At 70.7% G+C, this 13,871-nt stretch carries 11 protein-coding genes; 9 read left to right on the top strand and 2 right to left on the bottom strand.

Annotated elements, in window-relative coordinates; genetic code table 11:
- Positions 1–20 precede the first annotated feature (20 nt).
- From ASF35_RS10015 to ASF35_RS10040, 6 genes are all read left to right on the top strand, one after another.
- Positions 21–443 carry a molybdenum cofactor biosynthesis protein MoaE gene (locus ASF35_RS10015; RefSeq protein ID WP_055966669.1) on the top strand — a complete coding sequence of 141 codons (423 nt, stop codon included), beginning with the start codon at positions 21–23 and terminating at the stop codon, positions 441–443.
- 55 nt (positions 444–498) lie between these two features.
- A complete protein-coding gene (locus ASF35_RS10020) occupies positions 499–1,620 on the top strand; it encodes a PDZ domain-containing protein (protein WP_055966672.1) in 1,122 nt (373 codons plus the stop codon).
- The gene (locus tag ASF35_RS10025; RefSeq protein WP_200914528.1) at positions 1,611–2,174 is read left to right on the top strand and encodes a PPA1309 family protein; all 564 of its coding nucleotides are present in this window, start codon (positions 1,611–1,613) and stop codon (positions 2,172–2,174) included. Before ASF35_RS10020 ends, ASF35_RS10025 begins: the two co-directional genes overlap by 10 nt.
- Before the next feature lie 63 nt (positions 2,175–2,237).
- Positions 2,238–5,165: a UPF0182 family protein gene (locus ASF35_RS10030; protein WP_055966677.1), complete on the top strand. Its 2,928-nt coding sequence runs from the start codon at positions 2,238–2,240 to the stop codon at positions 5,163–5,165.
- A 138-nt stretch (positions 5,166–5,303) separates the two neighbouring features.
- Positions 5,304–6,059: a cyclase family protein gene (locus tag ASF35_RS10035; protein WP_055966680.1), complete on the top strand. Its 756-nt coding sequence runs from the start codon at positions 5,304–5,306 to the stop codon at positions 6,057–6,059.
- Positions 6,056–6,460, top strand: a complete 405-nt coding sequence (locus ASF35_RS10040) for a hypothetical protein (RefSeq protein ID WP_055966682.1) — start codon at positions 6,056–6,058, stop codon at positions 6,458–6,460. Before ASF35_RS10035 ends, ASF35_RS10040 begins: the two co-directional genes overlap by 4 nt.
- A 3-nt stretch (positions 6,461–6,463) precedes the next feature.
- Here the strand turns inward: ASF35_RS10040 and ASF35_RS10045 are convergent, their stop codons facing one another.
- Both ASF35_RS10045 and ASF35_RS10050 read right to left on the bottom strand, forming a co-directional pair.
- Complete coding sequence (locus ASF35_RS10045) at positions 6,464–9,859, bottom strand: S8 family serine peptidase (protein WP_082495470.1); 3,396 nt, start codon at positions 9,857–9,859, stop codon at positions 6,464–6,466.
- A gap of 233 nt (positions 9,860–10,092) precedes the next feature.
- Positions 10,093–10,914, bottom strand: a complete 822-nt coding sequence (locus ASF35_RS10050; protein ID WP_055966684.1) for an alpha/beta fold hydrolase — start codon at positions 10,912–10,914, stop codon at positions 10,093–10,095.
- 248 nt (positions 10,915–11,162) lie between these two features.
- Between ASF35_RS10050 and ASF35_RS10055 the strand changes: the two genes are divergently transcribed.
- From ASF35_RS10055 to ASF35_RS10065, 3 genes are read left to right on the top strand one after another with little or no spacing between them, the layout of a single operon-like run.
- Entirely contained in the window at positions 11,163–12,248 is a 1,086-nt protein-coding gene (locus tag ASF35_RS10055; RefSeq protein ID WP_156364740.1) for a ferredoxin reductase, read from the top strand.
- A 10-nt stretch (positions 12,249–12,258) separates the two neighbouring features.
- Positions 12,259–13,446 (top strand): fatty acid desaturase, encoded by a 1,188-nt coding sequence (locus ASF35_RS10060; RefSeq protein WP_055966687.1) that lies wholly within the window; start codon positions 12,259–12,261, stop codon positions 13,444–13,446.
- Positions 13,447–13,463: 17 nt separating this feature from the next.
- Positions 13,464–13,859: a hypothetical protein gene (locus tag ASF35_RS10065; RefSeq protein ID WP_156364741.1), complete on the top strand. Its 396-nt coding sequence runs from the start codon at positions 13,464–13,466 to the stop codon at positions 13,857–13,859.
- Positions 13,860–13,871 lie beyond the last annotated feature (12 nt).

Raw genomic sequence — 13,871 nt, forward strand, 5'->3', positions numbered from 1 at the left:
GACCGCACTACCGTGGGTCCATGAGCTCGGTCCGCCTCGTCGACGTCCGCGACACCGCCTTGAGCCTCGACGAGGTGTTCGAGGCGGTGCGCGATCCCGCCGCGGGCGGGGTGGCGCTGTTCGTGGGCACGGTCCGCGACCACGACGACGGTCGCGACGTGGCAGCCCTCCAGTACTCCGCGCACCCGAGCGCCGTGCAGCAGCTGCGCGAGGTCGCGGAGCGCGTCGCGCACGAGGAGGACGTCGTCGCGGTGGCCGCCGTGCACCGGGTGGGCGACCTCGCCATCGGGGACCTGGCCGTCGTGGTGGCGGTCTCGGCCGGGCACCGGGCAGAGGCCTTCGCCGCTGGGCGCCGACTCATCGACGAGCTCAAGGCCGAGGTCCCGGTGTGGAAGCACCAGACCTTCGGCGCGGGCGACGCCACGTGGGTCGGGGCCTGTTGATCGTCGCGGCCCGTCTCGATCTGCTGCGCTTGCCGCTGAACCCTAGGGTGGGGCCGTGGCCGAGGACGTGAGACCCGACGACGCGGCGCCCGGCGCCGACCCCGAGCAGGATGCCGCGCACCGCCTCGGCCGTCGCTACGCGACGATGCTGGTCGCCGGCGTCAGCCTCGTGGCGCTCACCTGCGTGGCCTTCCTGTTGCCGGCCCCCTACGTGACGCTGCGTCCCGGTCCCGCCTTCGACACGTTCGGCGAGATCGGCGGGGAGAAGATGTTCACCTTCGGCAAGGGCGTCAAGACCTATCCCGTCGACGGGTCGCTCGACTTCACCACCGTCTCGGTCACCCGCGCCGACAGCCGGCTCACGCTCGGCGACGTCGTCAGCGCGTACGTCAAGCCCGACATCGCGGTCGTCCCGCGCGACGTGGTCTACCCCGACGGTGAGTCGGACGAGGCCTCCCGCAGCGAGGGCCAGGCCCAGCTGACGAGCTCGAAGGACAGCTCGCTCGTGGTCGCCCTGCGCGCCGCCGGCTACACCGTGGGCGAGGAGCCTGCGGTCGTCGACGTCGCCGACGACGGCGCGGCCGCCGGTGTCCTCGAGAGCGAGGACGAGATCACGGCCGTCGACGGCCGCGAGACGCCGACGTCCACGGCCGTCGTGGAGGCCGTCGGTCGGGTCGAGCCCGGCGAGACGGTGCGTCTGGACGTGGTCAGGGACGGCAAGGAGCGGACCCTCGACCTCGCCACGCGCCCCGACCCGAAGGATCCCGCGATCCCGCGCATCGGCGTCAGCCTCGGCACGCGCTACGACTTCCCGATCGACGTCTCGAACAACGTCGGCGACGAGGTGGGCGGCCCGAGCGCCGGCACGATGTTCGCGCTCGCCATCTACGACCAGCTCACCCCCGGCTCCCTCACCGGCGGGCGCACGATCGCCGGGACCGGGACCCTCAGCCCGGACGGCACGGTCGGGCCGATCGGGGGGGTGCAGCAGAAGATCGCCGGAGCGGCCGCGGCCGGCGCCACGATCTTCCTGGTGCCGAAGAGCAACTGCGAGGAGGCGACGCGCGGGTCCGACCACGGCCTGCGCCTGGTCTCGGTCTCGTCGTTCAAGGAGGCCGTCGCCGACCTGGAGGCCCTCGCCGAGGATCCCGATGCGAAGGTGGCCTCATGTCGATGACCCCACCGCCGGAGTCGTCCGGTGAGCCCCTGCCCTCGACCCCGCTGCGCCTCGTGGCCCTCGAGGTCGAGGCCCACGTGGCCGTGGACGGCTGGGACCAGCCCGCGCGCATGTACGCCCTCGTGCGCACGGCGGCCCTCGTCGAGGCCGAGCCGGGTCTGGCCGAGCAGCTCGCCGTGTCACTGCGCGACGCGCCCGACGGCTTCACGACCATCGAGCAGGAGCTCCCGCAGGACGGTCGTCCCCTCGAGGACGTGCTCGAGGGCATCGAGTGGCCCGACGCCGTCGACGGCTGTGCCGTCGTCGTCGAACGGATCATGCTGCCCCCGGAGGCCGAGGCCGACCTGCCCGACGACCCCGACGCCCTGGTCGAGGCGGTGGCGCAGCATCCCGAGCGCAAGGACGTCCGGCTCGTGGCGGCCGTCGACCGTGAGGGAGGTGGGCACAGCGCGGTGCGTGCTCGCACCCCCGACGACGCCCCGCTGCTCGAGGGGCCCGACCTCGTGCCGGGCCTGGTGCACGCACTGCGCCGGACCCTGGATGCGAGTGCCTGACGTAGGCTCTGAGCCCACCCCCGAACCGCCTTCCCCACCCCCGGACCCCAGACCTGGAGCCCCGTGAGCGACATCTTCGGAACACCCCGCCCGAGACCCGAGCCGACGCCCGGCGGCGTGGACCGACGCCGCAAGGTCCTGGTGCCGACCCTGGTCACCCTGGCCGCGCTGCTCTTCCTCGGCTCGATCTTCACCACGGTCTGGACCGACCGGCTCTGGTTCGCGTCCGTCGACTACTCGCGGGTGTTCACCACGATCATCCTCAACCGCGTCGGCCTCTTCGCGGTGTTCGGCCTGTTCTTCGGGCTCGTCGTCGCGGCCAACGCCTGGCTGGCGTACCGGCTGCGCCCGGACTCGGTCCCGATGCGCCGTGACGACCCGGCCTTCCGGTACCAGCAGACCCTCAACCCGGTGAAGCGCGCCGCCCTCGTGGTGCTGGCGCTCGTGCTCACCGTGTTCGCCGGGTCGGTGGCCTCGTCGCGGTGGGAGACGTTCCAGATGTGGCGGCACGGGACGGCCTTCGGCGAGAAGGACGCGCACTTCGGCAAGGACATCGGCTTCTTCGTCTTCGACCTGCCGTGGTTCAACTTCCTGTCCTCCTTCCTGTTCGCGCTCGTGGTCGTGGCCGTGCTCGTCACGGTGTTCGTGCACTACGTCTTCGGCGGGATCCGGTTCGCCGGTCGTGGTCCGAAGTTCAGCCGTGCCGCGCAGGTCCACGTGGCGGTGCTCGTCGGCTTCGGCGTGCTGCTGCGCGCGTTCGGCTACTGGCTCGGCCGCTACAACCTCGCGGTCGGCGACTCCGGGTTGTTCAGCGGCATCGGCTTCACCGACGCGAACGCGCGAATCCCGGCGGCCAACATCCTCATCGGCGTCGCGATCGTGTGCGCGCTGCTGTTCTTCGCCGCGGCCTTCGTCAAGTCCTGGGTGCTGCCGGGCGTCGGTCTGGGTCTGCTGCTGCTCACGTCGGTGCTCATCGGCGGCGTGTGGCCCTACGTCATGCAGTCCTTCCAGGTCCGCCCGTCCGAGCCGGACAAGGAGGGCCCGTACATCGCCCGCAACATCGAGGCGACCCGCGAGGCCTACGACATCGCCGACGTGGAGACCGAGGACTACACGGCCACCACGACGCTCACCCCGCAGGAGCTGAACGCCTCGGCCGAGTCGCGGGTGAGCACGCGACTGCTCGACCCGACGCTCATCTCGCCGGCGTTCGAGCAGCTGCAGCAGGTGCGCGGCTACTACACCGTCCCCGAGACGCTCGACGTCGACCGCTACAAGCTGGGTGACGACGAGACGCCGCAGGACGTCATCATCGCGGCCCGCGAGCTGTTCCTGAACGGTCTGCAGGACTCCCAGCGCAACTGGGCCAACGACCACACGGTCTACACCCACGGCTACGGCATCATCGCCGCGCGCGGCAACCAGCGTGGCGCGCAGGGCGAGCCCGTGTGGGTGCAGAAGGACATCCCGCCGGTCGGCGAGATCGAGACCGAGGTGCCGCCGCGCATCTACTTCGGCGAGAACTCGCCGTCGTACTCCATCGTCGGACGACCTGACGGTGCCGACCCGATCGAGGTCGACATCCCGCGCGGCGGTGGGGCCGGCGAGGACGACGGAGCCGAGAACGCCACGCAGAACACGTACGACGGCGAGGGTGGCGTGCCGGTCGGCAACCTGTTCCGCAAGGCGCTGTACGCGTTCAAGTTCGCCGAGCCGAACATCGTGCTGTCGAACCGCGTCAACGAGAACTCCAAGATCCTCTACGACCGTCACCCGCGTGACCGGGTCGAGAAGGTCGCGCCGTGGCTGACGGTCGACGGCGACACCTACCCGGCCGTCGTCGACGGCCGCGTGGTGTGGATCGTCGACGCCTACACGACGAGCAACAGCTACCCCTACAGCGAGCGGCGCTCGCTGCGGACGGCCACCGACGACACCCTCACGCAGGGGTCGGCGCAGGCGGCGCTGCCGACGGACAACGTGAACTACATGCGCAACTCCGTGAAGGCCGTCGTCGACGCCTACGACGGCTCCGTGAAGCTGTACCAGTGGGACGCGAAGGACCCGGTGCTCAAGACCTGGATGAAGGTCTTCCCCGGTGTCGTGGAGCCGAAGTCCGAGATCAGCGAGGGCCTGCTGGAGCACCTGCGCTACCCGGTGGACCTGTTCAAGGTCCAGCGCAACGTGCTCGAGCGCTACCACGTGACCGACGCGCAGACCTTCTACGAGGACGGCGAGCGCTGGCGCGTGCCGGAGGACCCGGCCACGCCGTCGGGCCAGACGCGCGCGCAGCAGCCGCCGTACTTCCTCACCACGACGCGCCCCGGCACGGAGGACCCCGCGTTCTCGTTGACGAGCGTCTACCTGCCCAACAGCAGGCAGAACCTGGCGGCGTTCATGTCGGTCAACTCCGAGGCGACCAGCGACGACTACGGCACGATGCAGATCCTGCAGCTACCGTCCGACACGCAGGTGCCGGGCCCGAGCCAGATCGCCAACCAGTTCAGCTCCGACCGTGGCGTGACGCAGGCGCTGCTGCAGTTCCGCCAGTCCGACGCGACGGTCCTGAACGGCAACCTGCTCACGCTGCCGGTCGGCGACGCGATGCTCTACGTCCAGCCGGTCTACATCCGGCGCCAGGCGAGCGAGGGCACCTACCCGGTGCTGCAGTTCGTGGCGGCGTCCTTCGGCGAGGAGGTCGGCTTCGGCCAGAACCTCGACGAGGCGCTCAGGGTGGCCCTCGGTCTCGAGGCGGGCTCGGTGCCCGACCCGGACGAGGAGGAGGCCGGCGGTGGCGCCGGTGGCGGGGGCGGCGACGCCCCGGCCACGGAGGGCAAGACCACGCAGGAGTACCTCGAGGACGCCTCGGCCGCCTACTCGGCCGCCCAGACGGCTCTGGAGGAGGGCGACCTCGCCGAGTACCAGCGCCGCATCGACCAGATGAACGCTGCGGTGCAGGACGCGCAGGACGCGCTCGGCAACCAGGAGTGACGACGAGACGACCCCGGGCCCGCCGTGCGGGGCCCGGGGTCGTCCCGTGCGTGGGGGTGCGTCGGTGTGGTCGACGGCAGCCCGAGCCGACCGCCCTCGCGCCTGGCACCGAGGGAACTGTCGTGCGAGGCTGGACCGATGAGTCGGTATCCGTGGTGGGACCTGCACGCCCGGCTGCGCGAGGAGTGCGCGTCCGTCGACCTGACCCACGCCTTCCATCCTGGCCAGCCGCACTTCCCGGTCTTCCCCGACGAGCAGCGAAGCCAGGTCTTCGAGGTCGAGCGGGACGGGTTCGCCGTGCACCGCTACGAGCTGGTGGGGCAGTGGGGCACCCACGTGGACCCGCCCTCGCACTTCGTCGACGGTGCGCGGACGCTGGACCTCATCGGCGTCGAGCAGATGATCCTGCCGCTCGTCGTCATCGACGTCTCCGAGCGGGTCGTGGACGACCCCGACACCGTCGTGAGGCTCGAGGACGTCGAGGCCTGGGAGGACGCGCACGGCCCGGTCCCGGAGGGCTCGTTCGTGGCCCTGCGGACCGACTGGCACCGCCGGTGGCCCGACGACGACGCGATGGCCAACCGCGACGAGGAGGGCGTGGCGCACTACCCGGGATGGTCGCGCGAGGTGCTCGAGCACCTGGTCGAACGGGTGGGGGTGGCCGCCGTCGGCCACGAGACCACCGACACCGACCCGGGCAGCTCCACGTCGGCCGGTGACTACGGCCTCGAGCTGTACCTGCTGCAGCAGGACCGCTGGCAGATCGAGCTCATGGCGCACCTCGACCAGGTTCCGCCGGCCGGTGCGCTCGTCGTGGCGGCGTGGCCCAAGCCGCAGGGCGGCTCGGGCTTCCCGGCTCGAGTCTTCGCGCTGGTGCCGAGAGCGAGACCGTGACGATCGACGGGTGGCTCGCCCGCGCCGGGCTGGCGGTCGGCGTGCTCGGGATCGTCCTCGTCCCGGCGGGATGCTCCATGACCGATCCCGACCCCGACGACCCGGTCCCCGAGGAGACGACTCCCGGGAAGAGGGGTCCCACCACGCCGATCCCCGAGGACCCGACGCTCACGGCGAAGCCGCCGGGTGGCAGCCAGCGCGTCACCGGCGTCGTCGAGCGGTCCCCCGAGGACCGGTGCCTCACGCTGGCCGCTCCCGGACGGACCTGGGTGCTCACGGGTGCGGTCGCCGGCCTGGAGGCCGGCGACCGCGTCACCGTGAAGGGCCGGCCCGACCCCGACGCGACCACCACCTGCCAGCAGGGACCGGTGCTCGTCGTCGTCGAGGTCGAGCGGGGCTGAGCGCTACTCCTGCTCGGCCGTGCCCGGGCTGGGCTTCAGCGGCTGCGCCGTCGCCGGTGCCGCCGGAGCGGTCGAGCCCGTGGCGGACGGCGTCGGTGACGGTGTCGGCTCGGGCTCCGAGCCGGTGACCCGCACCGACCCGCTGCCGAGCACCGCGCCCTCGGACGAGACGACCTGCATCTCGCCGAACAGGACACGCCCGTTCGTGGGCTCCGCGGTCGCGGTCAGCGACCCCGTCACCTCCGCGGTGGCACCGCGAGCCAGCTGGAGCTCGCCACCGTCGACGTCGAGCGTGCCGAGGCCGCCGGAGTAGAACACGTCGAGGTAGTCGTACTCCGTGGTGCCGGTCGGCACCGCGTAGCCGTCGACCACGACGGTGTAGGTGCCGGCGTCGGGCGCCTCGAGGGTCACCGACTCCTCGGAGTCGCCGTCGGCGGACTGACCGGCCTGCGAGCCGTCGGGTCCGAGGACCGTCAGGTCGAGGTCGGCACCGGCGTCGGACGTGCTGCCGATCGTCGCCGTCAGGCTCGAGGCACCCTCGGGCACCTCGACCTCGTACGACTGCTGGTCACCGTCGTCGATGCTCTTGCGCTCCGACAGGGCGCTACCCAGGTCGCCGCCGCGCGGGGTGACCGCCACGGCGCCGAACTCGTTCTTCAGCGTCCAGGCCAGGTCGATCGGGCCACCGTCGGCCGCCGGAGCGACGTCCTGGGTTGCCGGCTCGACCGTGATGCCCTGGGCCGCGGCCGTCAGGGTGAACGGGTTCTCGAGCAGCGGCGACGTGCGGCGCGACTCCACCTCGATCTCCCACACACCCGGCAGCGGGTCGGCGTAGCTTCGCGACGTCGGCTTGCAGGCCTTGGCGTCGCTGAAGTTGGTGTAGCAGGCGGTGGACGCCGTCGAGTCGACCGGCACGCCGTACGGGTTGATCGCGATGAACCGCGTCTGGCTGCGGGTCGCGATGCCCGACAGGTTCACCTGCAGGGCCTTCGAGCCCTCGGGGACCGTCACGAAGTACGACGTGGAACGGTTCCGCTCGACCGTGCCGCGGCTCTCCTGGGAGAACGCAGGCTTGGCCAGGGCCGACGACTGGACGACCGTGACCATCACGCGGTGGTCGACCACCGGGGTGGCCGGGTCGTCGATCTCGACGATGGCCGCGTGGGCACCCTGCTTCTTCGTGGTGGCCGTGACCTTGAGCGTGGCGGCCTTGCCCTTGGCGAGCGAGATCGTCTTGGGCGCCTTGAAGGTGCCGTCGTTGCCGACGACCCTCACCCGGTGCTTGACCGACTTGGCCGTGCCCGACGTGCGGGTGACCTTCACGTTGTAGGCCTTGGCCTTCTTCAGCACCTGTCCGCCCTCACCCGCGGCGCAGCGGTTGTAGACGCCCGTGCCACGTCCCGGCTTGGCCAGGAAGTCCGACAGCGGGGTGCAGACCGGTGCGTCGGTCGTGTAGTCGGCCGTGGTCGCCTTCTTCTGCAGCAGCTTCCAGGCACCCGCGACGTCGAGCTGGCCGGTGCCCTGACCGGCGACGGACTCACCCTTGAAGGGCTTGGCCGCGCTGTACAGGGCGTCGCGCAGACGCTTCGGGGTCACGGGGATCTCCTTGGCGAAGGTCCCCGACAGGAGCACGGCTGCGGCGCCGGCGGCCTGGGGCGACGCCATCGAGGTGCCGTTGAACATCGCGTACCCGACGGGCAGCGTGTAGCCGGCCTCGGCGAGGTCGGGCTGCTTGAGCCACTGCGGCACCGTCGAGATCGCCGAGCCAGGTGCGGAGATGTTCGGCTTGAAGCCGCCGGACTCCGTCGGTCCCCGCGACGAGAACGGGTGCAGGGCCAGCGGCGCCGAGACGACCGAGCCGTAGTTGGACTTCCAGGTCTCCTTGGAGATCGAGGAGGCGACGCTCACGACCTTGCCGGCGACCGACGGGTCACCGATCGTGTTGAGGCCCGGGCCGCTGTTGCCGGCCGAGATGAACAGCTGCACGCCGTAGTCGTCGATGAGCCGGTCGTAGACCGTCGCGCGGGCGTTGTTGGCGTCGTTGAGCGCCGGCAGCCCGCCGATGGACATGTTGACCACGTCGACGCCGCGGTTGGTGACGAGGTCGACCATGCCGTCGAGCAGGGCCGCGGACGTGCAGCCGCCACCCCACGTGCAGGCACGGGACGACACGATCTTCGCGCCGGGGGCCTGACCGTCCATGTCGCCGCCGAACATCGAGTTCGCGGCGGCGATGCCGGCCACGTGGCTGCCGTGGGCGTCCTCGACGATGCCGATGTTGACGAAGTCGGCCGTGCCGGGCAGGCCGTACGGCGCGAGGCTCACGTCCTCGCGGAACTCGACGACGAACGGCATGGACTCGACGACGTCGGTGCCCTTCGTGTCCGTGCCGAAGTGGCCGACCTGGAACGCCTCCTTGTAGGGGCGCATCTTCTCGGCGTCGGTGAAGGTGCGGTCCTGGTTCGCATCGACCCAGATGTCGTTGGTCGAGGTGTCGTAGAGCACGCCGAACTGGTCGGTCGTGTCGCCGTCGCGGTTCACGTCGCCGCCCGGCTCGCTGCCGGCGGTGATGCTCTCGCTGAACCGGCTGACGCGGAAGTCGCCGGAGCGCGGCGCGGTCCAGGTGGCCGACGCGTAGGAGAACGTCGGAGCGGCGCTGACCTCGGTGACCATGGGGCGCCAGGTGCCGTCGCTGTCGAGCACCGGGTCGGTGCCGGTGACCCAGTCGACGATCTTGCGGTCGCCGGTGGTCGTCTTCTGCAGGGCCGGGTGGTCGAGGTCCACGCCGGAGTCGATGACGCCGATCGTGACGCCGCGGCCGTCGTACCTCGGGTTCTTCTTCTTGAAGTCGACGGTGCCGGTCTCACGGGTGGGCATGTAGGGGTTGGCGTCGGGGGTGCCCTTGCCGGGCGCCGTGGACGGCGCGGAGCCGGCGGTGGAGGTCTTGCCGGGCTGCGGGTCGTCGATCGGGATGGTCTCGTCGAGGTCGACGGCGTCGACCTTGGAGAGCGCGGCGACCTTCTCGACGCGGGAGGTGGGGACGCTGGCCCGGACGTAGCCGAGCTTGTCGTCGACCCGGCCGACCCAGGCGCCGGCGGACTCCAACGAGTCGACCACGGCCTTGGTGGCCTTGCGCTCGGTAGCGATCATGACGGTCACGCGCTTCGCGCCGTCGCTGCGGGCGTCGGCGAGGAGCTCGCGGTCGGCCTGGCCGAGCTTGTCGGACGCGGGAGCGTCCTTCACCTCGTCGGTCTGGACGGTCCGCTCGGGAGCCTTGTCGAGCTTGGCCCGTGGATCGTCGGTGGCGGCGCCCGCCGTGCTCGCCGAGGTGACGGCGAGGGCGAGGGCGATGGTGGATGCTGCTCCTGCTCGGAGCAGAGGTGTGCGACGTGTGCGCAAGGTGGTGCGTCCTCTCTACATCCGGGCCGAGGCCCGGCGTCCCCCCGTGGGACGAGGCGCGTCCGCCCGTGGGGCGTGACGTGCCTGCCCAGTCTCACCCCGGACGGCCGGGTGCGCCAGAGGCACTCGGCGCTCGCAACGCCACTTCACCGGATCGTCACCATGGTCCGCAGGCGGCACGAAGCCCCTCCCGTGTGGACGGAAGGGGCTTCGGATGCGGGGTCCTGCGGGTCTCAGCGCTGCAGGAACTCCAGGAGCACGCGGTTGAGCTCGTCGGCGTGGCTGACGTTGAACCCGTGCGGGCCGTCGGCCACGACGTGGACGGTGGCGTCCTTGACCGTCTCGCCGGTGCGCTTGCCGGAGACCTCGAAGGGGACGATGCCGTCGGCATCGCCGTGGACCACCAGGACCGGGACGTCGATCTTCTCCAGGTCGGCCCGGAAGTCGGTGGTGCCGAAGGCGTCGATGCAGCCGAGCATCGCCGTGGTGCTGGCGGGCTCGACGAGGGCGATCGCCTCCTGGCGCTGCTCCTCGGTGACCTTGAGCTCACCGTTCGCGCTGAAGAAGTCGGTCGTGAACCCGTCGAGGAACCCCTCGCGGCCGGACTCGACGCCCTGCTTCATGCCGTCCACGTCCTCCTGGGCGAGGCCGCCGTCGGGGTTGTCGTCGGTCTTGAGCAGGAACGGCGGGACGGCAGCGGCGAACACGGCCGAGCGGATGCGCTCGGACCCGCGGGCGCCGAGGTAGCGGGCGACCTCGCCACCGCCCATCGAGAAGCCGACGAGCGTGGCGTCGGTGACCTCGAGCTGCTCGAGCAGCCCGGCCAGGTCCTCGGCGAAGGTGTCGTAGTCGTAGCCGGTCTCGGGCTTGTCGCTGGCGCCGAACCCACGACGGTCGTAGGTGATGACGCGGTAGCCGGAGGCGGTCAGGGCGGGTACCTGCTCGGACCAGGATGCGCCGCTCAGGGGCCAGCCGTGGATCAGGACGACCGGTCGACCGTCGCCGCCGTGGTCGGTGTACTCGATCTGGATGCCGTTGGACTCGAGCGTGCTCATGCTGGTGCCTCCGTGGGTGTCGGGGATCGTGCGCTCTGAACGTGTTCAATTCTTGCTCGTGCGTTCATCGTCGCAACTCGAACGTGCACATTCTCATCGTGCACGTGGTAACTCGTGTTCTCACTCTGTGGGACGGGTCGGCGACGAAGACGCGCACGTCGTCCGGAACGGACGTACGCTCGCCGTGACGCACACCACAGTGCGTCGATCGACTGGCGTCCGCGAGGTGCGGGGGAGGCAGGTCCGAGGTGGCTGACTCACTGATCGAGAAGTCGCCGGTGCTGCGGCGGGTGCGCAGCGTCGGCAAGGCGCTCACGACGCCCCTGCACCCCGACGACTACCTCAAGCTCATCAACCCGTTGTGGTCCGCACGTCAGCTCCGCGGCCGGGTGGAGCGCGTGGAGCAGGTGACGGAGCGGTCGGCGACCCTGGTCATCAAGCCCGGGTGGGGCTGGTCCTTCGACTTCCACCCCGGCCAGTACATCGGCATCGGCGTCGAGATCGACGGCCGCTTCCACTGGCGCTCGTACTCGCTGTCGTCGGCCCCGGTCCGCTCCGAGGGCACGGTGGCCATCACGGTCAAGGCGATGCCCGAGGGCTTCTTGTCCGAGCACCTCGTGAGCGGGCTCGAGCCGGGCACCATCGTGCGGCTCGAGTCGCCGCAGGGGGACTTCGTCCTCCCGGACCCGCCGCCGGAGCGCGTGCTGTTCGTGGTGGGCGGCAGCGGCATCACCCCGGTGATGTCGATCCTGCGCACCCTCGACCGCCGCGACTCCATGCCCGACGTCTTCCTCGCCTACTCCGCGGTCGACGAGGACGACATGATGTTCCTCGACGAGCTGCGCGAGCTGGCCCAGAAGCGGGAGTCGTTCACGTTCTACGAGCGGTTCACCGACACCGACGGCTTCCTGACCCCCGACCAGCTCGGCGACATCTGCTCGGACTGGGCGGAGCGCGAGACGTGGGCGTGTGGTCCGCAGCCCATGCTCGACGCGATCGTCGAGCACTACGAGAAGCTCGGCCGCGAGGACGAGCTGCACGTCGAGCGCTTCACGCTCGGCGCCACCGAGACCGACGCCGAGGGCGGCACCATCACCTTCGGCGACACCGGCAAGAGCATCGAGGCCGATGGGGCCACGACGTTGCTCGAGGCGGGCGAGAAGGCCGGCGTCAACATGCTGTTCGGCTGCCGCATGGGGATCTGCCACACCTGCGACGTCCCGCTGCTGTCCGGTCGCGTGAAGGACCTGCGCAGCGGCGACGAGCACACCGAGGGCGAGTACGTGCAGACCTGCATCAGCGTCGCCGCCACCGACTGCACGCTCAAGATCTGAGGAGAGACACATGGCCTACGCCGACGTCCGCGAGTACACCCACCTGACCGACGAGGAGGTGGAGGCGATCGGGCGCGAGCTCGACGAGATCCGCGCCCAGGTCGAGGCCGATCGCGGTCAGGGCGACCGCGACTACGTGATGCGCATCATCACGCTGCAGCGTCGCCTCGCCGCGGCCGGGCGCATCACCCTGTTCGCCAGCATGTTCCCGCCGGCCTGGCTGCTCGGCACGGCACTGCTGTCGTCGGCCAAGATCCTGGAGAACATGGAGATCGGCCACAACACGATGCACGGTCAGTGGGACTGGATGAACGACCCGGAGGTGCACTCCAGCAGCTGGGAGTGGGACACCACCCAGCCCGCGGAGCAGTGGAAGCACTCGCACAACTACATCCACCACCAGTTCACGAACGTGCTCGGCCACGACAACGACGTGGGCTACGGCATCCTGCGCATGAGCCGCGACCAGAAGTGGACGCCCTACAACCTGGGGCAGCCGATCTACAACGCGCTCCTGGCGATGTTCTTCGAGTGGGGCGTGGCGCTGCACGACCTCGACATCGAGGCGATCCGCAAGGGCGAGAAGGACCCGAAGCTGCTCAAGCGTCAGCTCAAGCAGATCGGCGACAAGGTCGGCAAGCAGGCGCTCAAGGACTACGTCGTGTACCCGGCCCTGACCGGCCCGGCGTTCATGAGCACCCTCACGGCGAACTTCACGTCCAACATCATCCGCAACGTGTGGGCGTACATGATCATCTTCTGCGGGCACTTCCCCGACGGGGCCGTGCACTTCACGGAGGAGGAGCTCGAGGACGAGACGCGCGCGGAGTGGTACCTGCGCCAGATGCTCGGCTCGGCGAACTTCCAGGGCGGCAAGCTGCTGCACATCATGAGCGGGCAGCTGGGCTACCAGATCGAGCACCACCTGTTCCCCGACCTGCCGAGCAACCGCTACGCGCAGATCTCCGAGAAGGTGCAAGACATCTGCGGGCGCTACGGCATCCCGTACACGACCGGTCCGCTGCACCGTCAGTACGGACAGGTGCTGCGCACGATCATGAAGCTGTCGCTGCCCAACCGCCGCACCAAGGACGACGCCACGCCGCCCCCGGTCCCGCGTGGGCGTCGCCGCGACGACGAGCGTCCGGGCCGTCGCCACGAGCTGGGGCGGTGGACGAGCACCGCCGCTGCCCAGTGAGCGGTCCGACGGTCGTCGTGAGGGGCCCCGTGGTCGACGGCGCGGCACTGCCGTTCGCCTGCGTCGACGACGAGGGCGTCGGCTCGCACGACCAGGTGGTCAAGAAGCGGGCCATCCGGTGCGCCCTGAGCCGCATCTGCGGGGTGTGCGGGTCGACGCTGGCTCGACCGATCGCACTCGTCGGCTCGTCCGACGAGGCGCTCGACGGTGAGTTCGCGTTCCCGCCCTGCCACGAGGCGTGTGCCCGGGAGGTGGCGGGCGAGGTCCGTCAGCGACTCGGCCGCCCGGAGCGTCCGCGACGCTGGGTGCTCGTGACGACGGCGGGATTCGACCTGGTCAGGCCCGCGCGGCGGGGGGAGCCGGTGTCGTTCCGGCCCAACTCGGTGCTGGCCCGCGAGACGCTCGAGCCCTGAGGGTGCCCGGCG

The organism is Aeromicrobium sp. Leaf291 (genome assembly GCF_001423365.1).
GTDB lineage: Bacteria > Actinomycetota > Actinomycetes > Propionibacteriales > Nocardioidaceae > Aeromicrobium.